This is a genomic window from Gallibacterium trehalosifermentans (assembly GCF_042433055.1).
In the GTDB taxonomy this organism is placed as follows: Bacteria; Pseudomonadota; Gammaproteobacteria; order Enterobacterales; family Pasteurellaceae; genus Gallibacterium; species Gallibacterium trehalosifermentans.
Map to the genome: position 1 here is coordinate 73,093 of NZ_JBHLWB010000005.1, position 21,574 is coordinate 94,666.

The window sequence follows — 21,574 nt, forward strand, 5'->3', positions numbered from 1 at the left end:
ATTCGCAATGTTTAAACTTACCCTAAATACAATCCCACTCTTCTTTATCTAGTACAAAAAAATACAAAGTGATTAAACTTTCTATTTCCAGATTAGAAGAGTAATTAATGAATTATAGGTGTAGTAAAGCCTAGCTCCTGAAATTTTGAGAACTTATTTATTCCCATTCTTTCATTTGCTATCGAAAATACCCCATATCAAGAGTATTTAGTGAATAGATAAATGTATATACTCAGATATACATAAAGTGAATAAGTAAATGTATATTCAATGATATACATAATGTGAAGTAAGTACTCCCTCCCTAAGATTTACCAGATCTTAGTTCTGATAGTTTTTCTGAGCACTGAACTATCTTTGGGCTTTCTTTATAGTAGGTGTGTAAACTTTTCTCCTCTCTGGGGTATGGGTAACCCAACTAATAATTTCAGTTTTCCCTGAAGTTATTGTCTTAATACTTTTGATAGTATTAACAGGAAGTATGGGTAACTTCGAAACGGGATCTTGCTTACTTACTCTTCTTAATACTTTGTTAAACAGGGAATATTAAGTACATCAAAGTGAAGATCATACCTCTATCCTTTAGAGATGGTCTGTTTACATTGACCAACTTAGAACCAAGTTTTGAGCAACGCTCCGTTCTTGGTCTGCCTTCCCAAGCACCTCCGAGAGGTGCTTGAAAAGTTGGAAATAGCTGGTTGGTGCAACCAGCATTTCCTGCAATAAATCCTTGATATATAAGGAAATATTGCCATAAGTACGACACCTTGTCGCACTTAACGTTTTGAGTATTGTGGACGACGACGAGCTTTGTGTAAACCCACTTTTTTACGTTCAACACGACGAGCATCACGGGTAACAAAGCCCGCTGCACGTAATGCAGGACGTAAAGTTTCATCATACTCAATTAACGCACGGGTAATACCGTGGCGAATTGCACCTGCTTGACCAGAAATACCGCCACCTTTAACAGTGATATATAGGTCGAATTTTTCTACCATATCAACTAATTCTAAAGGTTGACGAACAATCATACGTGAAGTTTCACGACCGAAGTAAACATCAATATCACGTTGATTGATAGTAATTTTACCTGTGCCCGGTTTAATAAATACACGAGCTGAAGAGCTTTTGCGGCGGCCTGTGCCGTAGTTTTGATCTGCCATAGTCTAAACCTCGTGATTAAATATCTAATACTTGTGGTTGCTGTGCAGCATGGTTGTGTTCGCTGCCTGCATACACTTTTAATTTACGGTACATTTCACGACCTAAAGGACCTTTAGGTAACATACCTTTAACTGCGATTTCAATCACACGTTCTGGACGGCGAGCAATCATTTCAGCAAAAGTCGCTTGTTTGATACCACCAACGTAGCCAGTGTGCCAGTAATAAATCTTGTCAGTTTTTTTACGGCCTGTTACAGCAACTTTATCTGCATTGATAACGATGATGTAATCACCTGTGTCAACGTGTGGAGTATATTCAGGTTTATGTTTACCACGCAAGCGGCTTGCGATTTCAGTAGCTAAGCGACCTAAAGTTTTGCCAGTCGCATCAACTACATACCAGTCGCGTTTTACTGTTTCTGGTTTTGCTACAAAAGTTTTCATTAATTCATTACCAAAATAATAATTTAACACCCTGTGTTCAGCAATTTGAACACACCTTTTCGCTCGCAATAATCACCCCTTCGAGTGTATTTTAAGCATAAAAAAATTACATGGTGGGAAATACCAATGTAATTAACAGGGTCGCAGAATTATACAGAAATCAAACGTAAAAAAAAAGTAAAAACTGAAGCTAATTTTATTTTTGTGAATTGTTTTTGTATTTTTATTTTGCGTGATAGAGTAAAGGCGCTTAATCACCAATTAAGGAGAAGACAATGACAATTCAAATTTTGCATAATCCCCGTTGTTCTAAGAGCCGTGCAACCTTACAACTGTTAGAAACACAGCAAGTTCAACCTGAAGTGGTACTTTATCTAGAACATGAATTTTCATTACCTGAATTAAAATCATTAATGGGCAAACTTGGTATAGATGATCCGCGTTTAATGATGCGGACAAAAGATGATTTATATAAGTTATTAGGGTTGGATCAATTAAACCCAGCAGATCCTGAACAAAAAGAAGCTTTATTACAAGCGGTTGTGGATCATTCAGCGTTATTAGAACGTCCGATTGTGATTAATGGTAATCAAGCTCGAATTGGTCGCCCACCAGAAAACGTATTAGAAATTTTATAGTCAGATTATTGGGAATTTGTCATAATAGCGACCGCTGAAGAAATCAGCGGTTTTTTATTTTTATTAAGGAAAATATATGAAACAAGTTTATCAACACCAACGAGGTGAAATTCAGGAGAGTGCCATTAAAGCATTAGTGAACGACCGATTATTTCGACAACGCATTGAACGTAAGCGGAAAGGTAAAGGCAGTTACCAACGAAAAGCGAAGCACGTTAAACGAGATTATCAAAGTGCAAGTATAAACGTTTTATTTTAGAACTTTTATCCTTGCACTTTTTCTTTCAATAGCAGTAATACTGCTTTCTTTTTTTAGTAATCCGAGTATCCTTATTGCGTTCCTTTTCTACGGAATAACAAAAAATATAGCAAGTTATGTTTATTTTAAGGTTACACAATATGAAAAAATCTCTGTTAGCATTATCAATGCTTATCTCTAGTATGGCTTATGCCGCACCTATTACTCAAGTTAATCCAAATACAACTACTCATACTTACGAATTTACCAATTCTTATGATCTTGTTGCGCCAAAAGGGGCTGAGGGTGAAACCAATTTATGGGTGCCATTACCTTTTAACAGCGATTATCAAATATTAAAATCAGTTGAGTTTGATGGGAATTATCGCACAGCATATATCACAGAAAACAATCAATATGGTGCGAAAACACTTTATGCGAATTGGGGTGAAAATGCAGATAAACGTATCTTGAAAGTCAAAATGATTATTCAAACGCAAGATCGAGAACCAATGGTAACAGGGGCGTTGAAAAACTATCAAGTACCAGAAAAAATTGCATATTCTGTTGATGTCCAACCTTATTTAACAGCGACAAGCCATATCAAAATTGATGGGATTGTTAAAGAATATGCCGATAAAATCGTAGGCAATGAAAAAGATCCATTGAAAAAAGCAGAACGAATTCATCAATGGATTGTAAAAAATATGGAACGTGATAATTCTGTATTGGGTTGTGGTGATGGTGATGTAGAAAAAATTCTCACAACAGGTGTATTAAAAGGAAAATGTACTGATATTAATTCTGTATTTGTGGCATTGGCGCGAGCTTCAGGTATTCCTGCGCGTGAAATTTTTGGTATCCGCTTAGGGGCAGCACCAAAGATGGAAAAATATTCAAAGAAAGCCTTTGGTAGTGCGCAAAATGGTGTTGCTAACGAAGATGGTGGGCAACATTGCCGTGCGGAATTTTATTTAGCAGGCTTTGGCTGGGTGCCAGTAGATTCTGCTGATGTGGCAAAAATGCGTTTAACTGAGAAGAAATCTGTTGAAGATCCTGCGACACAAGCGGTAGCGAAATATCTTTTCGGTAACTGGGAAGCAAATTGGGTAGGCTTTAATCATGCTCGTGATTTTGATCTTTACCCTGCACCAGCCCTAAAACCAATTAATAACTTTGGTTATCCATATGCGGAAATTGGTGGTGATCCATTAAATTCATTTAATCCAAAAGAATTTGGTTATGAGTTCATTTCTAAAGAAATCAAATAATCAGTTTTTAGTGAGTTGGGTTACTGCGGTGGTGGCAGCAGTAACCTCAACATTATGTTGCATTGCACCATTAATCTATTTAGTTTTTGGGATTTCTTCAACTTGGTTAATTGAACTTAATCGCTTTGATTATCTGCGGATTCCAATGTTACTACTCTCATTAGGGGCATTTGCATATGGGTTTTGGCTACTCATTTTTTCTAAAAAAGTTATCTGTAGCAAATATTTATCACGAAAATGGCTGATTGCCTTGTATTGGGTAGTGTTTATCGTGATTCTATTTTTTCTCACTTATCCCACTGTATTACCTTGGATTTTAGAATAAGAGGTGTTGATATGTTAAAGAAAATTATTCTTGCGACCTTGTTTGCATTGTTTATGGTTCAAAGTGTTTCTGCCACAGAAGCACAGATACAAACAGTAAATAAGCAAGCTGAACAACGTGAAGTTTCTTTTTATATCAAAGAGATGACTTGCCAATTATGTGTGTATTTAGTGAATAAAGAGTTGCGGGCGCTTGACGGCGTAATAAAAACCAAAGCAAATATGAATGAACATACCGTGAAAGTGATTGCCAATCTTAATGTAACAGATCAACAAATGATCCAAGCGATTGAGAAGTTGCATTATACTGCCAAATTAATTTTGTAAGATATTGATATTATTTATTTTTCTTATTTTCCCTCTTTGCTTTATCAAAGAGGGTATTGATCAAAATGATTTTTCCAGCAGTAAATTGACATTTTTATCGGTGTAGGAGTACATCGATGGAATGTTGCTGATTTGCTGTTTCCAATTAAATTGTAGTTTTGGCGTAATATTCCACCACTGCCAATCTCGTTTCCACAAGGTCAGACTGGTTTGGTAGATTTTGTCTGAACGGATTTTTCCTAGAGGTAAAATCCCACCGAGAACGGCTTTATCACGATACTTACGTTGCGAAACTGAGAAATTTAACTGGTTTGAAATTCCTAAATTCCATTCTTGTTTCCAGCCAAGGCGTAAAGTTTGTGTATGATAGGAATATTGCTTAACTTGAGTATTTTCATGTAAAGCATCAATGCCAATATAGAAAAGTTGAGTACTTTTAGGTAACCATAATAACGTTGTAGAAAATAATTGGCTATGACCATCTAATTCCCTATTTTGTGGATAGTAATTTTTAGCATATTCAAATGTATTGGAAAGTTGAAAATGATTATTTAACCAGTGAGACCATTCCAGTGCCACGCCATAACTTTGTTGATAGCGGTGATTACCCACCCAGCGCCATTGATAAAAAGGCAGAATAGCGAATTGCTGAATTGCATTCTTATGCTTATAACCCAAATTTAGGCGGTTTTGAATATCGGTATAGTCGTGTTTATCCCAATAATATTTACCGCTAATACTGTTTTCTAAAGCAAGATAGTGAGCGTGTATTAAGTTGAAGTCTTTGCCAACGCTACTATTAAATGCAATACCGTGTGCTGATTGTGGCAACATACTTGAGTTTTTTCGAAAACCAGTATTCTCAATATTTATATCAGAAGAAACATTATTGACATTATTAGTTTGAGTGTAATACGCATTAAAGCGACTATACCAACGATTTCGTTGTTGAATAGCTTCAAGATAGAGAGTAATGAGCTGCTCAATAGCTAATGGTAAATTATCTGACTTAACAAGCTCAAATTGTGCTTGTGCTTCGTTATTTTGTTGATTTAAAAAGAGGGTTTTTGCTAATTCAATTCGTACAGGATTTAATGTTGGGTTAATGGCTAGAATTTGGCGTAGAAGGTTGATTGCCTTGTTATAGTCTCGATTATTCTGAGCTAAAATGCTTTCAGCAAATAATATTAAGGATTTATCCGTTTGAGGAAAAGTAAGATATAAGGGTAAAAATTTATTAATTAGATTAGAATTTCTTTCTTGAATAGCAAGGTTCAAGCCCTTTTCAGTGAGTATTTTATTATTTTTAAACTGATTGAGCCAAAAGTCAGTGTTAGTATTTTTTATCTTTTCTGTAGAGGCAAAAGAGTTTGTTTGTACAGATATTGATAAAAGAGTAGTTAGAGAAAAGATAAATCTATTTTTCATTATAATGATAAAGAATTAAGGTTATAAAATTATCAATACACTCCTATCTGAAGTGTATTGATTGACTATTATTGTTTGCTACCAGCGAATACACCTTGGGCTTCAATAGTTGTTGAGTCTTTTTCTAAATTACCAAAAATAGCACCAACAACTTCTTCATATTGTTTTCCTGCAACAAACCCATAAAATCCACCATCAGATAGGGGAATATTTTTAATACTACCAGTTAACTCACCACCAATATTAAAATTGGCACCTGATTTTTTCTCAGTGATATTTGATGTGTCAATTTCTGCATTAGTAATAGTCAGTTTTCCATTTTGAGCAAAATCAAATGCTCCAGTAATTTGTTGATTCTTAATGGTCATATTTATCGTACCATTTACGAATTGATTCTCTTGCTCTGGGTCAGTAAAAATGGCTTTTCCGTTATAACTTGCATCTAAGCTATCTGGTAGGGTACTAGGTATGTCTTTTGCCGCAAAAACAACACGGTAGTCTTGTGAACTTTCTGTTCCCATATTGTGTAAACCATAAGCGGTATAGGATTGATGATAGGCATTTTCTCCAGTTTGCTCGATAAGTGTTTCATAAACTTGTTTATAAATGCTTTGATCACTCTTAGTTGCGTTAACAATTTTATGTCTTGCATCAACAAGTAGCCCAGAACCGTCTTTGTTAAATCTAACATCACCAGTAGCATAAAATGTTGTATCAGTACTATTTGACGAACTCTGAGTTGAAGAATTATTTGTTGTTGTAGTCGATTTTACACCACTACCACCACCAGAACTGCCGCAAGCAGCAACAGATAACGAAATAAAGGTTGCTAATGCGATTGGTTTAAAAGGAAATTTTTGCATATGTAGATCCCCATAAAAACTGTGATTAAATTGTGCAAAACAGATAGTTTTGCAATAAAAACTGTTATAAAAAAGTGTGTTTTTGTTGGCAAATTATTTTGCTAAGCAAAAACTTTCTTAGTTTAAAAAAAAAAAAAAAAAAACAAGAGGTTAGCGTGGAAAAAGGAAAGTTTTTTCTTGATGAATGGCAATGTATCGTGATCGATTTGTGATCATTTGAAGCAAGAGAATAACCGTAGTCATTTTTTAAAGTAGAATGTGATTTTGAGGGGTAAATAATAGAAACAAAAAACGGCGATCATTGTGATCGCCGTTTTTAATACAAAGGAAGAACTGAAAATTATAAGCTTTCAGTGAAAGTACGGGTGATGACATCGCGTTGTTGTTCTGGCGTTAAAGAGTTAAAACGTACCGCATAGCCAGAAACACGAATTGTTAATTGTGGATATTTTTCTGGATTTTTTACGGCATCTTCTAACGTTTCGCGACGTAATACGTTAACATTTAAGTGTTGACCACCTTCTACTTTCACAGTTGGCGCAACATCAACTGGTAATTCACGATATTCAATTTTGCCTAATTCATTGATCGCAACGATTTGGTCTTCAGCATAATCACCTTTTGCACATAAACAACGTGCTTCACCTTTTTCGTTGTCTAATAACCAGAATGAGTTAATTAAATTGTCATTTGCTGCTTGGGTAATTTGAATACCTTTAATCATGATAGCCTCCGAAAGCATCTAATTATTAACTTAAAAACTGTCTAAATTTTATCAAAATATTTTATATTTTCAAAATAAATTATAATTTTTTAGCTAACGCAAGAATAAAAATATTACCTAAGTATAGTTAATTTGATTTTAATCAATAAATAAAGATAGGAATGTTTTTGTATTGTATTTTTATTTACGTTTGGATAATGAATTTGTAACAAAAGGGTGGAAAATTTTTATTTGTAATTTCAGAAAATGTTTTTTTATATTTATAATTGAATGGTTTTAGAAGATAACAAGGATACGACCATGAGAACATGGAAAGAGATGATTGGGGCAGAAAAAGTGCAACCCTATTTTCAACATATCTTGCAACAAGTCCAACAACAACGTGATTTAGGTAAGATAATTTACCCGCCAAAAAGTGATGTATTCAATGCCTTTCGTTATACAGAATTTGATCAGGTGAAAGTAGTGATTTTAGGGCAAGATCCGTATCATGGTCCTAACCAAGCTCATGGTTTAGCTTTTTCAGTACGACCAAATGTGCCACCCCCACCATCGTTAGTTAATATTTATAAAGAATTAAGCCAAGATATTACTGGTTTTCAGATTCCTAATCATGGCTATTTAGTAGATTGGGCAACACAGGGCGTATTATTATTAAATACGGTGTTGACAGTGGAACAAGGAAAAGCCCATTCACATGCTAATTTTGGTTGGGAGACCTTTACGGATCATGTCATTGCCACTTTAAATCAACATACGACAGGATTAGTTTTCTTATTATGGGGAAGTCATGCACAGAAAAAAGGGGCGTTTATTGATCGGCAAAGGCATTATGTATTGACTGCGCCGCACCCTTCCCCATTGTCTGCACATCGTGGTTTTTTAGGTTGCCGCCATTTTTCACGCGCTAATCAATATTTGTTGCAGCACGGGAAAGCCCCGATTGATTGGAAATTAGCGAATTTATAAAAGAGAGAAAAATTTATGTTAGCTGTTATTTCACCAGCGAAAACGCTGGATTTTACTAGTCCATCACCTATTACTACAGTTACTCAACCCAATTTAACCAAGTATAGCCAGCAATTAATGGAGATTTGCCGTCAATTATCGCCAGTGGATATAGCTTCATTAATGAAAATTAGCGATAAGTTAGCAGGTTTAAATGCAGCGCGTTTTGCAGAGTGGCAAGTAGCGCATAATCAAAATAATAGTAAAGCAGCAATTTATGCGTTTAAAGGTGATGTTTATACAGGGTTAGACGCAGAAAGCTTATCTGCGGCGGAAATTGATTTTGCGCAAACACATTTACGAATGTTATCAGGACTGTATGGTGTATTACGCCCATTAGATTTAATGCAACCTTATCGTTTAGAAATGGGCACAAAATTAGCAAACCCTAAAGGAAAAGATCTTTATCATTTTTGGGGCAATATTATTACCGAACAATTACAGCAAGCATTGGATCAACAAGGGGATAATATTCTGATCAATGTGGCATCGGACGAATATTTTAATGCCGTTAATCCTGAGCGTTTAAATGCCACGATGATTAAACCTATTTTTATGGACTATAAAAATGGCAAATATAAAATTATTAGCTTCTATGCGAAAAAGGCACGAGGCTTGATGTGTCGCTATATTATTCAGCATCAGCTTACACAGGCAGAACAATTAAAAGAATTTGATTTAGCAGGATATTGGTTTGATAAAAATGCCTCAACTGCAACTGAATGGGTGTTTAAACGGGAGATAAAAGATGATTAAACACTTACCTTTAATAGGCATATTGTTTGTAGCGGGTTGTGTTAGTCATCAAGTGAGTCAACATCGAGTTCAAGTACCCACAACATTGAGTTTTGCTGAACAACAATATCAATTAACTAAAACTGATGATTTAGGTAGTGTGGTGAAATATACCTATCAATTAATTGATACCAATAGTAATAAAAATTCACATTTAGAGATTTTTCAAGATTTACAACAGGATTTTGTAAAAACTGATCCAACTTATCAACAACGGATAGCATTGCGTGAGCAAATGTATGCTCGTTCAGATATCAACGTGTTTAATAATCAAGTGAACAACGGTAAGTTATATAGCTATGTAGTATATCCACCAGCAGAACGCTTTATTGATTATCAAGTCGATGTAGCAAAGGGGGAGAATTTAGCTTCTTGTGGGTTTGTACAGTTGCAATATAGTGAGCAATTTGCTCCAGTAAAAAGTAGCACGATGGCAGTGTTGAAAAAACTGGAACAACAAAAAGCACAGCCATTAGTTAAAGCGATGATGCAATATCCATTAGCGTGGAGTTGTAATGCAAAATAGTTATTCAATCTATGTTAAACGTGCCGCTTGTTTTGCTATTTTTACTGCATTATTTTTAGTATTGATTAAGTCGGTTGCGTGGTGGAAAACAGGATCAGTTAGTATTTTGGCTGCAATTACTGATTCATTATTGGATTTATTGGCATCTTTTACCAGTATGTTGATCCTCCGTTTTGCATTGATGCCTGCTGATAATAACCATTCATTTGGGCATGGTAAAGCGGAGTCGTTAGCTTCATTAGCTCAAGGTATGTTTATTTGTGGTTCGGTGGTTTTCTTATTTTTACAAGGCATACAACGTCTGAATTCACCTGAATTAGCTGACCATAATATTTGGGGAATTGCCGTAACAGTGATTTCTGTTGTGATGACGGGGATTTTGGTTGCCTTTCAAAAATATACAATTAAGTTAACCGACAGCCCTGCGATTAAAGCGGATAGCCTGCATTATCAAACAGATTTATTTATGAATCTTGGAATCTTACTTGCATTAGTGTTAAGTTATTATGGTTTTGTGATAGCAGATGCGGTTTGTGCGCTAATTATTGCAGTCTATATATTGGTTAATGCGTTGAAAATGGTGGCAGATGCGATTCAAATATTGTTGGACGTAGCCTTACCTGATGAGGAAATTGCATTAATCAAGTTGATTGCGAAACAGAATAAACACGTTCTAGGTATTCATGATGTAAAAACGCGCCGTGCAGGTGCAGTTCGTTTTATTCAATTACATCTAGAATTAGAGGATCATTTACCATTAGTAGTGGCGCACGATATTACTGAAGAATTGGAGTTAGCGTTATTAAAAGCATTTCCAAATTCAGATATTATGATCCATCAAGAGCCTACTTCAATCGTAAAGCAAGAAATGCAACAACAAGCTAACTCCTGATTAGATCAAAAATTATTAAACTAATCGTAAATTTCACTAGAGCAAGAATAGTGAATAGTGTAATCTTAGCGCGTTTTTGATTTATTTTTTTATTTAAAATATTTCCTAATGAGGACAAAATATGATTAAGAAAATTGCCGTATTGACAAGTGGTGGTGATGCGCCAGGTATGAACGCAGCAATTCGAGGTGTTGTGCGAGCAACATTATATGAAGGTTTAGAAGTTTATGGCGTTTATGATGGCTATCAAGGACTTTATTTTAATAAAATTAAAAAGCTTGAACGTCATAGTGTATCAGATGTAATTAATCGTGGTGGTACATTCTTAGGATCAGCTCGCTTTCCTGAATTCAAAGATCCAGCAGTACGCGCGAAATGTGTTGAAAACTTACGTTTCCATGGTATCGATGCTTTAATCGTTATTGGTGGTGATGGCTCATATATGGGAGCGAAATTATTAACTGAAGAACATGATTTCCCATGTATTGGTTTACCAGGCACAATCGATAATGATGTAGCTGGAACAGATTATACTATTGGCTATCAAACTGCATTAGAGACTGCATTAGATGCGATTGACCGTTTACGTGATACTTCAAGTTCACACCAACGTATTTCGATTGTGGAAATTATGGGACGACATTGTGGTGATTTGACGTTGGCTGCAGCGATTGCAGGTGGGTGTGAGTTTATTGTTGTGCCAGAGCGTCCATTTGAGCGAGAAGCATTAATTCGCAAAGTGGAATATGGTATTGAAAAAGGTAAACGCCATGCGATTATTGCTATTACAGAACATATGTGTGATGTGAATGAATTAGCAAAAGAAATTGAAGAACGTGTAAAACACGAAACACGTGCAACTGTATTAGGACATATTCAACGTGGTGGTGCGCCTTGTGCCTTTGACCGAATCCTTGCATCAAGAATGGGGGTTTATGCGGTAGAGCTTTTACTCCAAGGTGAAAAAGGTCGTTGTGTCGGTATCCAAAATGAAAAACTAGTGCATCATGATATTATTGATGCCATTCAAAATATGAAACGAACCTTTAAAGAAGATTGGTTCAATACTTCAAGAAAACTTTACTAAGTTTTGCACGCATAGTAGAAACTTAGTTAGTAAAAAGTGGGTTAAGGTCTTATAGTACAAAGCCTTAACTCATTTTTTTTGAATTATGAACAAAAAATTATCTAAATTGCCAAAACGTGAATAACACTGAATTAGATACATAAGATCTTAAAAAACAACTATTTTGCTTGCTATATTGTTTTGGGGAAGAAAACAGATATTTGCCATAAAAATATAAAGAGCAGAAATAGAACTTACTGTTAAACAAATAGGCGAAATAATGGATAGCAGTACAAATTGCTTTACTAAGTATTATTGTAAAATACGTTGTGATGCGCCGACTTGTTTTCCTAAAGATTCAACCTTATTTTGGTAAAATTGGTTGCCGTTGCGTTGATCCAAAAGTAAAGCTATCTCTTGAGCAGCATCATAATGTTGCACATCATAATAGGAGAGTGCCATTAACATTTTTAAAATATGTACACTTTCGCCTACTTGGAGAATAGTATTGCTGTATTTATCAATAAGCGTTAGGGCGGTTTCGGTTTCTTCTAATTGTGCGGCAATAATCATTAAATCTGGCAATTCATTTAGCATTTTTGCTTTTTCAATTACATTGATGGCTTGAGGCAATAATTTTTTTGCTTTATCAAGTTGTTGGGTTTCTAATAAGCTGTATAAGATTGCAGCATACGTAATATGAGGCACCTCAGCACACGTTAATTTGCCCGATAAAATATCCTTAGATAATGCTAACACTTTGTCATAGTCGCCAATAAAATGATAGTAATTTACTTGGTCTGCTACTACACAAGCAGGGCAGTCATTCATTCCATCAATTGGTTCGTTCTGCCATAATTGGAAAGATTCTTGTGCTTTTTCTCGCTCGCCTCTCACCATATATTGCAACGTTGTGGACGTGTAAACGGGTGCTAGAGAAAATTCAAAATGCGCAAAATAATCTTTCATCAATTCCAACATACCGTCAATTTCGTCTAAGGTAATATAGGCATTTTCGGGCATATGAGGAATAATCCATTTAAATTTCCATATCAAATCCATCAAGCTATCAAAATATTTTTCTGTTTCAGCATCTTGTTCGTTGTCTGCGGCATTCTTGAGCTTTTCATTCGTATATTGCAACAAAAAGTGAAAACAATGAACACGAAAATCAATATGTAAAGGAAGTTCTAATTGCATATCTAACACATAATTGGCAATATCAGCCGCCAAAGTTAGATTATCCTGTTTGATGGCAGCGTTATATTGTTCAGTCAGTACAGCTTCTTTCTTAATGTTGTCTAAAGATGAGAGCATTTCTTTGATACGAAGCATATTCATGATTATTTACCCTTTGGTTGTGTTAGATATGTTGAAACTAGTTACCTAAAAATTGTATTTTATATAGCAATCCGCTCATTCTTCAATGAGTTGTTCATTAGCCCATAATTCTACAAAACGCTCACGTTTTTTAATCAGATAAGCTTTATCACCATCGACTAAAACCTCAGCCGCTTTTGGGTGTGAGTTATAATTAGAAGCCATACTTGCCCCATAAGCCCCCGCCGAACGTTGTGCGATAAAATCTCCCTCAGCAATAGCAAGTTGACGACCTTTCCCTAAGAAATCAGAGGTTTCGCAAATTGGACCTACTACGTCATAAGTGCGTGTTTCTCGCTCAAGCGTACGATCGACTTCAATAATTTCCATATAAGCTTGATAGAGTGCTGGACGAATCATATCGTTCATACCTGCATCAACAATCGCAAAATTAAAATCTTCATTTGATTTTAAATATTCTACTTTGGTAACTAAGATCCCTGCGTTTGCACTAATCGCACGTCCTGGTTCAAGAATAATTTCTAACTCTGGATAATCTGCGAATTTTGTTAATAATGCACTTGCATATTCTGTTGGGTGAGGTGGTGTTTCATCGCTATAACGGACACCTAACCCACCGCCTAAATCTAAATGGTGTAATTCAATGCCATCTTGGCGTAATTGTTCTAGCAAGACTAATAAACGATCTGCAGAATCTAAGAAAGGTTGAATTTCTGTAAGTTGCGAGCCAATATGACAATCCATTCCAACAATCTGGATATTACTTAAACGCTTAGCTAAACGATAAACCTCTCTTGCACGCGCCACACTAATCCCAAATTTATTTTGCTTTAAACCAGTTGATATATAAGGGTGGGTTTTAGCATCAACATCGGGATTGACTCGTAATGAAATCGGTGCTTGTTTATTGAGTTGTGCAGCTACTTCATTGATACGATGCAGTTCTGCTTCAGATTCAACATTAAAACAACGAATTCCCACTTCTAAAGCTCGGGCGATTTCGGTATGGGATTTTGCTACCCCTGAAAAAACGATTTTACTTGGATCTCCGCCAGCTACTAAAACACGCTCTAATTCACCTTGTGAGACAATATCAAAACCTGATCCCAATTTTGCTAATAAATTTAATAAAGCGATATTTGGGTTTGATTTGACTGCAAAGCAAATAAGATGAGGGTGTCCTGCGAGTGCAGAGTCAAAAGCATGCCAATGACGTTCTAAAGTGGCACGAGAATAAATATAGAGTGGGGTGCCGAATTGTTGTGCTAGTGAGCTAACGGCTAATTCTTCCGCCATTAGTTGATGATTTTTATAATTAAAATAGTCCATATACGATTACTCAAACCTCGTAATTATTATGAATTTTGTTGTTGAACAGGTTGATCGTTAGTTGGGTGGTATAAAGGTCCTTTCACACCACAAGCTGTTAAACTAAAACAAACACTACTTAATAACAACATAAACCATACTTTTTTCATCACTTCACTCCTTTTTTTAATAGGTGTTCTTTTTACCATTAATTAATGCTTTGTGCTATCTCTAAGAGAGGAAAATCTCTATAATGAGCAGCTATTTTTAGGAGAATGCTATGAATAACACAGAATATCATCAAAAAATAGAACAAATATGGCAACAAATCGAAGAGCAATTAGAAGAACAGGATTGCGATGTCGATTGTGATACTCAAGGTTCAGTATTTACTATTACCTTTGCTGATCGTAGTCAAATTGTGATTAATAAACAAGAACCACTACAAGAGTTATGGTTAGCAAGTAAATTAGGTGGTTACCATTTTAGTTACCAACAAGGGCAATGGCTAAATGCAGAAGGAAAAAATTTCTGGACATATTTAACTGAAGCTTGTTTGGCACATGGCGAACAAGTCAACTTTATTTAATAAAAAAGGAAAAAGCAATGCGTTTTACCCATTATTTTCTCGCATTATTAATGTTAATTACATTGCCTACGGCAATGGCGGATCTCTTACCATACCAAAGTCGAACAGCGTTATTGTTAACTGCGGCACCTGATAATTTTATTGGCTTAAGACCTTATGAACAAAATTATTTAATGGAAACTTATTCTAATAGAAACTTTAATTATCCTGAAAATATGAAGCATGATGAAGTAAAGTTTCAAATAAGCGTAGCGCTACCGTTTTGGCGAGGGATTTTTGGTGAGAACTCCGTATTAGCGGGAGCTTATACACAACGTTCTTGGTTTCAATTAAGCAATCGGAAACAATCTTCTCCTTTCAGAGAGAGTAATTATCAACCACAACTTTTTGTTGCTTGGGCAACAGATTATCCGCTTTGGTGGGGCTGGAAGTTAGCTGATGTAGAAACTGGGGTGGTACATCTTTCTAATGGACGTAGTGATGAAATGGGAAAATCACGCAGTTGGAATCGCCTGTATCTGCGAACAAGTTTTACAAAAGATGATTGGCTCGTGGAGCTAAAACCATACTGGCGAATTCCAGAAAAAGCATCTGATGATGACAACCCAGATATTGTTGATTATTACGGTTATGGTGATGTCAGTGTAGGGTATCGTTTCGCTGATCATATTGTAAAAACAACAGCTCGTTATAATATGGCAACCAATAAAGGGGGAATTGAACTCTCTTGGAGTTATCCTATCGCAAAATATGTGCGACTATATACCCAGTATTACCACGGCTATGGTGAATCCTTATTAGACTATAATCGTTCTATTGATCGCATAGGGATAGGTATTAGCTTAAACAATGTATTCTAATGATAACGATAAAGAGGAGATTGCAGAGAATGATTCTCCGCTTTCTCTTACTCAAGCCAAAACAATTTTGCAAGATGTGTTTGGCTATCAGCAATTCCGCCAAGGTCAACAACAAATTATTGAAGCAACCCTAAAAGGACAAAGCAGTTTTATTTTAATGGCAACAGGTGGTGGAAAATCACTTTGCTATCAAATTCCTGCATTGTGTTTCTCGGGGTTGACGTTAGTGATTTCGCCGTTAATTGCCCTAATGCAAGATCAAGTGGATCAGTTGGTTGCCAATGGTGTCGCTGCTGCTTATCTAAATTCTAGCCAAACATTAGAACAGCAACGAGTTACCGAACAACAAGCGTTAACAGGGCAATTAAAATTACTCTATATCTCGCCAGAAAAAGTGATGACAGATGCCTTTTTCTATTTTATTCAGCAATGCCAAGTCAGTTTTATTGCTATTGATGAAGCACACTGTATATCACAATGGGGACACGATTTTCGTCCTGAATATGCACGATTAAGTAGCCTCACTCGGGTATTTCCCAATGTGCCAATTATGGCATTAACCGCCACTGCGGATCAGGTAACTCGACAAGATATTTTATCTTTACTCAATTTAGATCAACCGTTTATTTATATTGGTAGTTTTGATCGACCAAATATTCGTTATACCGTAGTTGAAAAATTTAAACCGCAAGAGCAATTAATCCAGTTTGTGCTAGCGCAAAAAGGCAAAAGTGGTATTGTTTATGCTAATAGTCGGAATAAAGTAGAGCGGCTTGCTGAATCATTACAACGGCGAGGAATTGCGGCGAAACCTTATCACGCAGGCTTTAGTAATGAAGTTCGAGAACAAACACAGCACGACTTTCAACGTGATAATATTCAGGTTATTGTGGCGACTATTGCCTTTGGTATGGGAATTAATAAACCTAATATTCGTTTTGTGTTGCATTATGACTTACCCCGAAGCATAGAATCTTATTATCAAGAAACTGGGCGGGCAGGACGAGATGATCTCCCTGCGGAAGCGGTATTATTTTATGATCATCAAGATTACTTATGGCTAAATAAATTACTGCAAGAGAAACCAGATTCTTCACAAAAAATGATTGAGCAACATAAATTACAAGCGATGGGAGAGTTTGCGGAAGCACAGACTTGTCGCCGTTTAGTGTTGCTAAACTATTTTGCAGAACATCGTCATCAACCTTGTCAAAATTGTGATATTTGTTTAAATCCGCCAAAAAAATATGATGGGTTGATTGACGCACAAAAAATGCTTTCTACGGTATATCGTACTGGACAGCGTTTTGGTAGCTATTATGTGATTGCAGTATTGCGTGGCGTGAATAATCAAAAAATCCAAGAATTACAACATGATAAATTATCTGTGTTTGGAATTGGCAAGGATCATACACAAGAATATTGGCATAGTGTGATCCGTCAATTAGTGCATCTTGGTTTTTTAACGCAAAATATTACCAATTTTTCTGCGTTACAACTAACAGAAGCTGCCAGACCTATTTTGCGTGGTGAAATACCATTATCACTAGCCTTGCCTCGGCAAAACCTTTCTATGATTAATCACGCTCATCTACAACAAGCTCGACAAGGCGATCGGGTCTTATTTAATCAATTACGCCAATTACGCAAGCAGTTATCAGATCGAGATAATATTCCACCTTATGCGGTCTTTAATGATGCGACATTAGAAGAAATGACACGCAAAACACCGACAACATTATCTGAAATGTTAGCGATCAATGGGGTGGGGTATAAAAAATTGGAACGCTATGCAGAACCATTCCTACAAAAGATTATTGCCTATCAAAAATCTCACTGAACAAATGTTTTATATTTTAATATTTGTTGAAAAATTGATTTATTTTTCTTAGTAAATTATTTAAACATTTATATTCTTTTCTATATCAACCTGATATTTTCGTGATCTCTTTCACATATTTAATATAAAAGTTCACTATTTAATCAATACTGTGAGATGTATCACAAAAATTATTTCTTTTTTTATTTAATATGCCTTAACAAAAGTTAATATGCTGAACATTTGTTAAGTATAAGGTTAAGTTGATCAACATTAGTACAAATAAGGAAAAATAATGATGCAAAAACCAACAGTTGCTTTAGTTCTCGGAGATCCTGCAGGTATTGGACCAGAGCTAGTTGCAAAATTATTAGCTCAAGGTGAGCAAAGAGAAAAAGCAAATATTTTACTTATTGCTGATAAAGATGAGTTACACAAAGGAATGGAAATTGCTCAACAGACATTTTCTTATGAAGAAATTACAGAGGCGCAATTACCCACTTATTCCTTTCAATCCGGTGTGCCTGCTTTAATTGCCTATAAGTGTTCAAATCCGAAACCTTTTGAATATGGAAAAGCAACTGAACAGAGTGGAATGTATATTTTAGAAACACTCAAAAAAGCAGTGGAATATGCTCAAGCTGGATATGTACAGTCAATTTGTTTTGCCCCCCTTAATAAGCAAGCAATGCATTTGGGGGGATTGAAATATCGTGATGAACTGCATTGGTTTGCAGAGCAAACTCATTTTGATGGTTTTGTTTGTGAACTCAATGTTGTTGACAATATTTGGGCTAGTCGGGTTACTTCACATATTCCATTTAAAGATATTGTCTCTAATTTATCCATTCAATCGGTTATTGACTGCATTCTCTTATTAAATAGCTCTCTTATTCGTGCAGGTGTTTCACAACCTAAAATTGCAGTACAAGCTTTAAATCCTCATGGTGGAGAGGGCGGAGTATTTGGTGATGAAGAACTGACAATCATTAAACCTGCGATTGAACAAGTTCGTGAGAAATACGGTATTGATTTATATGGTCCATTCCCAAGTGATACCACCATGCACGAAGTCAAACGCCAAAATCTTGATGGTGTTGTATCGATGTATCATGACCAATTTTCTACCGCTCTTAAACTGTTAGGCTTTGAAAGAGGAGTTACTGTACAAGGTGGTATTTCCATACCAATTACCACTGCAAATCATGGTACGGCATATGATTTACACGGCAAAAACGTAGCAGTGCCAACGGCATTTGAAGCAGCATTTAACATCGCTGTTCGCATGGGAAACGGTGTGCTTAAGTCAGAATAATACAACATTGGAGATATGCTATGACGAGAAAACCAAAAAAATTATTGAATGATCCTCATGCTGTACCAACAGAACAATTAGAGGGATTACTTTATGCTTGCAAAGGTCAACTCTTGAAAGTAGATGGCTATAGTGGAGTGTATCGTGATTGTATCGAAAATGATCGAGTTGTTGTCGTTACTGGTGGGGGAAGTGGTCATGAACCTATGTTTGCAGGATATGTTGGGCAAGGGTTAGCTGATGCAGCTGCACTAGGCGATATTTTTGCCTCACCTTCTCCGGATATTATTATCGAAACAACCAAAGCAGCAGAAAAAGGAAAAGGTGTCTTATTCGTTTATGGAAATTATGCTGGCGATAATATGAATTTTGATATTGCAGCAGAACTCCTAGAAGAAGAGGGGATTAAAGTAAAAACCGTGCGAGTGTCTGATGATATTTCGGCGGCTCCACTCTCTAAAATGAGCGATAGACGTGGTGTTGCAGGTGATATGTATGTTTTAAAAATAGCAGGCGCAGCGGTTGAACTCGGGTATGACTTAGAAAGTGTTTATGAGGTAACACAACGAGCGAATTTTAATACCCGAACAATGGGGGTTGCATTAGGTGCTTGTTCTATTCCCCAAACAGGAAAATTCAATTTTGAATTAGCAGATGATGAATTAGAACTAGGAATGGGAATACATGGTGAACCTGGGGTAAGACGCCAAAAAATGACAACCGCAGACGAAATTAATCAAGAAATGGTTGAGCGTTTATGTGATGACATTGAACTGCAGAATGGGGATAAAGTGTGCGTAACTATCAATAATTTAGGTGGTTCGACCTATTCAGAGTTATTTATTGCTTATCGGAAAGTTCATCAAGAATTACTAAAACGGAACATAGAAGTTCACGATGTTTTGATTGGTCCTTATTGTACTTCTCAAGAGATGGCTGGATATTCAATAACTTTCTTCCGTTTAGATGAAGAATTACAAAAATTATATGACGCACCATGTGAAAGCTTTGCTTGGAGAAAATAAAAATGAATTTAGCAGAAACAAGAGCAATGTTGCTCTATACAGCAGAAAAAATGGTTGATAGTGAACCAATGTTGACAGAATTAGATTTAAAAATTGGTGATGGTGATCATGGCATTGGTATGCAGCGAGGGTTTGCGGCTGTTCGTGATTTACTGACTAACGAAACATTTTCACCTAAAGATATTGGCGAGTTATTTTTAACCTCTGGTACAAAGATGATGTCGAGTATGGGCGGAGCTTCGGGGGCAATTTTTGGTACATTGTTTAGAGCTGGCGGAAAGGCGATTGCAGGCAAACAAGAATTTGATAGTAAGGTGTTATCGCTATTTTTAAGTGCTGGTTCTGCGGCTGTTTTTGCAAGAGGTGGAGCAAAACCAGGAGATAAAACGATGATAGATGCTTTGGTGGCAGCAGAAAAACAGGCGGAAGATATAGCAGATCAAGATTTAAAAATATCGTTATCTAAAGTAGCAGAAGCCGCAGCACAAGGAGCTGAAAATACGCGAAATCAAGTCGCTGTTTTTGGTAGAGCGAAGAGTTTAGGAGAGCGTTCTCTTGGTCATGTTGACCCTGGTGCTGTATCTATGTCTTTGATTTTAAAATATATGTCTGAATATAAGTAACTTATATTAATTTTTGCTATTAAAAGCTTGAAGGAGACAAATATGAAAAAAAATTTATTGCTAACATCATTGGTCATGTTATCAACAACAGTAATGGCATTTCCCAGCAAAAATTTAGAAATGGTAACTCATTCTGGTGCAGGAGGTGGAACAGATTTAACTGCAAGAATGGTTGCGAGTTTATCTGAACCACTTTTAGGAAAGTCGATTATTATTGTGAATAAGAAAGGTGGTGGTGGATTATTATCCTTAGATTATGTGGTATCTCGCCCAGCAGATGGACATACAATTTTGACTTATACGAGTGGACAAGCGGGAGAAATAGCTAAAGGAAGCTCCAAAACAACGTTAAAAGATTGGATTCCGATTGCAAGAGCAACAGATGATCCGCAAATTTTGATGGTGAAATGTAATCGCTTTAAAGATGCAAATCAATTTATAGAATCTCAAAAACATAAAGCACTTACTTATGGAACTACTCATTTAGGTGGAATTGATGATGTATCTGCGTTTGCATTTACAACAAAAGCTAGCTTAAAAACAGCTGAAGTGATCCCTTTTGATAGTGCGAATGAAGTTGCCACTCAAATTGTTGCTGGGGGTGTTGATGTAGGGGTGTTAAATTTAGGTGAGGCTAAAGTACAAGTTGATGCAGGACAAGTGTGCCCAATAGTAGTTTTATCCGATAGTCGAATGAAATCTTTACCTGATGTATTTACAGCTAAGGAATTAGGAATACCAGTAAGCTTATCTACAGTGCGTGGTTTTGTTGTTAAAGCAGGGACGCCCATCGATGTCGTTGATAAATTAGAAAAAACATTATTGGAAGCCATGGCTCAACCAAAGTTTCAGAAATTTTTGGCTAATCTTGGTTTAGATGAAACTTCTATTGCAGGTAAAGATGTATGGGGAAGACAATTAGAAGAAAGTGATAAAGAAATGCATAATTCATTGAAACAATTAGGCTTTATTCACTAAAAGGT

At 36.1% G+C, this 21,574-nt stretch carries 25 protein-coding genes; 17 read left to right on the forward strand and 8 right to left on the reverse strand.

Annotated elements, in window-relative coordinates; translation table 11 throughout:
• Positions 1-776: 776 nt before the first annotated feature.
• Positions 777-1,166 (reverse strand): 30S ribosomal protein S9, encoded by a 390-nt coding sequence (gene rpsI, locus ACFFHK_RS05970; RefSeq protein ID WP_382370535.1) that lies wholly within the window; start codon positions 1,164-1,166, stop codon positions 777-779.
• Between the two features lie 16 nt (positions 1,167-1,182).
• Complete coding sequence (gene rplM / locus ACFFHK_RS05975) at positions 1,183-1,611, reverse strand: 50S ribosomal protein L13 (protein ID WP_382370537.1); 429 nt, start codon at positions 1,609-1,611, stop codon at positions 1,183-1,185.
• Positions 1,612-1,886: 275 nt separating this feature from the next.
• Between rplM and arsC the strand changes: the two genes are divergently transcribed.
• The 5 genes from arsC to ACFFHK_RS06000 all read left to right on the forward strand — a co-directional run bounded on the left by arsC (position 1,887) and on the right by ACFFHK_RS06000 (position 4,409).
• Complete coding sequence (arsC, locus tag ACFFHK_RS05980) at positions 1,887-2,249, forward strand: arsenate reductase (glutaredoxin) (protein ID WP_382370539.1); 363 nt, start codon at positions 1,887-1,889, stop codon at positions 2,247-2,249.
• A gap of 76 nt (positions 2,250-2,325) precedes the next feature.
• Positions 2,326-2,508: an alternative ribosome-rescue factor A gene (locus ACFFHK_RS05985; protein ID WP_382370541.1), complete on the forward strand. Its 183-nt coding sequence runs from the start codon at positions 2,326-2,328 to the stop codon at positions 2,506-2,508.
• Positions 2,509-2,648: 140 nt separating this feature from the next.
• Positions 2,649-3,758, forward strand: a complete 1,110-nt coding sequence (locus ACFFHK_RS05990; RefSeq protein WP_382370543.1) for a transglutaminase-like domain-containing protein — start codon at positions 2,649-2,651, stop codon at positions 3,756-3,758.
• Positions 3,730-4,083, forward strand: a complete 354-nt coding sequence (locus ACFFHK_RS05995) for a mercuric transporter MerT family protein (protein WP_382370545.1) — start codon at positions 3,730-3,732, stop codon at positions 4,081-4,083. Before ACFFHK_RS05990 ends, ACFFHK_RS05995 begins: the two co-directional genes overlap by 29 nt.
• 11 nt (positions 4,084-4,094) lie before the next feature.
• Entirely contained in the window at positions 4,095-4,409 is a 315-nt protein-coding gene (locus ACFFHK_RS06000; RefSeq protein ID WP_382370547.1) for a heavy-metal-associated domain-containing protein, read from the forward strand.
• A 60-nt stretch (positions 4,410-4,469) separates the two neighbouring features.
• On the opposite strand, the gene ACFFHK_RS06005 is transcribed toward ACFFHK_RS06000, so the two are convergent.
• The 3 genes from ACFFHK_RS06005 to grcA form a co-directional block, all read right to left on the reverse strand.
• The gene (locus tag ACFFHK_RS06005) at positions 4,470-5,837 is read right to left on the reverse strand and encodes a surface lipoprotein assembly modifier (protein ID WP_446685340.1); all 1,368 of its coding nucleotides are present in this window, start codon (positions 5,835-5,837) and stop codon (positions 4,470-4,472) included.
• 68 nt (positions 5,838-5,905) lie between these two features.
• Entirely contained in the window at positions 5,906-6,700 is a 795-nt protein-coding gene (locus ACFFHK_RS06010; protein ID WP_382370551.1) for a hypothetical protein, read from the reverse strand.
• Positions 6,701-7,040: 340 nt separating this feature from the next.
• Positions 7,041-7,424 carry an autonomous glycyl radical cofactor GrcA gene (gene grcA / locus ACFFHK_RS06015; protein WP_382370553.1) on the reverse strand — a complete coding sequence of 128 codons (384 nt, stop codon included), beginning with the start codon at positions 7,422-7,424 and terminating at the stop codon, positions 7,041-7,043.
• Between the two features lie 300 nt (positions 7,425-7,724).
• On the opposite strand from grcA, the gene ung reads away from it, so the two are divergent.
• From ung to pfkA, 5 genes are all read left to right on the forward strand, one after another.
• Positions 7,725-8,393, forward strand: coding sequence for a uracil-DNA glycosylase (ung, locus tag ACFFHK_RS06020; RefSeq protein WP_382370555.1), 669 nt, complete (start codon positions 7,725-7,727; stop codon positions 8,391-8,393).
• A 15-nt stretch (positions 8,394-8,408) separates the two neighbouring features.
• Positions 8,409-9,188 carry a peroxide stress protein YaaA gene (gene yaaA, locus ACFFHK_RS06025; protein WP_382370557.1) on the forward strand — a complete coding sequence of 260 codons (780 nt, stop codon included), beginning with the start codon at positions 8,409-8,411 and terminating at the stop codon, positions 9,186-9,188.
• Positions 9,181-9,753 carry an HI_0983 family protein gene (locus ACFFHK_RS06030; RefSeq protein ID WP_382370559.1) on the forward strand — a complete coding sequence of 191 codons (573 nt, stop codon included), beginning with the start codon at positions 9,181-9,183 and terminating at the stop codon, positions 9,751-9,753. The genes yaaA and ACFFHK_RS06030 overlap by 8 nt, the downstream gene beginning before the upstream one ends.
• Positions 9,743-10,645, forward strand: coding sequence for a cation diffusion facilitator family transporter (locus ACFFHK_RS06035; protein ID WP_382370561.1), 903 nt, complete (start codon positions 9,743-9,745; stop codon positions 10,643-10,645). The genes ACFFHK_RS06030 and ACFFHK_RS06035 overlap by 11 nt, the downstream gene beginning before the upstream one ends.
• Positions 10,646-10,766: 121 nt before the next feature.
• Positions 10,767-11,732 (forward strand): 6-phosphofructokinase, encoded by a 966-nt coding sequence (gene pfkA / locus ACFFHK_RS06040; protein ID WP_382370562.1) that lies wholly within the window; start codon positions 10,767-10,769, stop codon positions 11,730-11,732.
• A gap of 291 nt (positions 11,733-12,023) precedes the next feature.
• Here the strand turns inward: pfkA and ACFFHK_RS06045 are convergent, their stop codons facing one another.
• The 3 genes from ACFFHK_RS06045 to lptM all read right to left on the reverse strand — a co-directional run bounded on the left by ACFFHK_RS06045 (position 12,024) and on the right by lptM (position 14,530).
• The gene (locus ACFFHK_RS06045; protein WP_382370564.1) at positions 12,024-13,052 is read right to left on the reverse strand and encodes a hypothetical protein; all 1,029 of its coding nucleotides are present in this window, start codon (positions 13,050-13,052) and stop codon (positions 12,024-12,026) included.
• A gap of 75 nt (positions 13,053-13,127) precedes the next feature.
• Positions 13,128-14,381, reverse strand: a complete 1,254-nt coding sequence (gene lysA / locus ACFFHK_RS06050; protein ID WP_382370566.1) for a diaminopimelate decarboxylase — start codon at positions 14,379-14,381, stop codon at positions 13,128-13,130.
• Between the two features lie 26 nt (positions 14,382-14,407).
• Positions 14,408-14,530 carry an LPS translocon maturation chaperone LptM gene (gene lptM, locus ACFFHK_RS06055; protein WP_382370568.1) on the reverse strand — a complete coding sequence of 41 codons (123 nt, stop codon included), beginning with the start codon at positions 14,528-14,530 and terminating at the stop codon, positions 14,408-14,410.
• 110 nt (positions 14,531-14,640) lie between these two features.
• On the opposite strand from lptM, the gene cyaY reads away from it, so the two are divergent.
• The 7 genes from cyaY to ACFFHK_RS06090 all read left to right on the forward strand — a co-directional run bounded on the left by cyaY (position 14,641) and on the right by ACFFHK_RS06090 (position 21,569).
• The gene (gene cyaY, locus ACFFHK_RS06060) at positions 14,641-14,949 is read left to right on the forward strand and encodes an iron donor protein CyaY (RefSeq protein ID WP_382370570.1); all 309 of its coding nucleotides are present in this window, start codon (positions 14,641-14,643) and stop codon (positions 14,947-14,949) included.
• A gap of 17 nt (positions 14,950-14,966) precedes the next feature.
• Positions 14,967-15,809, forward strand: a complete 843-nt coding sequence (locus ACFFHK_RS06065) for a phospholipase A (protein WP_382370572.1) — start codon at positions 14,967-14,969, stop codon at positions 15,807-15,809.
• Positions 15,799-17,649: a DNA helicase RecQ gene (gene recQ / locus ACFFHK_RS06070; RefSeq protein WP_382370574.1), complete on the forward strand. Its 1,851-nt coding sequence runs from the start codon at positions 15,799-15,801 to the stop codon at positions 17,647-17,649. Before ACFFHK_RS06065 ends, recQ begins: the two co-directional genes overlap by 11 nt.
• Positions 17,650-17,923: 274 nt before the next feature.
• Positions 17,924-18,943 (forward strand): 4-hydroxythreonine-4-phosphate dehydrogenase PdxA, encoded by a 1,020-nt coding sequence (locus ACFFHK_RS06075; protein WP_382370576.1) that lies wholly within the window; start codon positions 17,924-17,926, stop codon positions 18,941-18,943.
• A 20-nt stretch (positions 18,944-18,963) separates the two neighbouring features.
• Positions 18,964-19,968, forward strand: a complete 1,005-nt coding sequence (locus ACFFHK_RS06080; RefSeq protein WP_382370577.1) for a dihydroxyacetone kinase subunit DhaK — start codon at positions 18,964-18,966, stop codon at positions 19,966-19,968.
• Positions 19,969-19,970: 2 nt separating this feature from the next.
• Entirely contained in the window at positions 19,971-20,591 is a 621-nt protein-coding gene (gene dhaL / locus ACFFHK_RS06085; RefSeq protein ID WP_382370579.1) for a dihydroxyacetone kinase subunit DhaL, read from the forward strand.
• A 42-nt stretch (positions 20,592-20,633) separates the two neighbouring features.
• A complete protein-coding gene (locus ACFFHK_RS06090) occupies positions 20,634-21,569 on the forward strand; it encodes a Bug family tripartite tricarboxylate transporter substrate binding protein (RefSeq protein ID WP_382370581.1) in 936 nt (311 codons plus the stop codon).
• Positions 21,570-21,574: the final 5 nt, after the last annotated feature.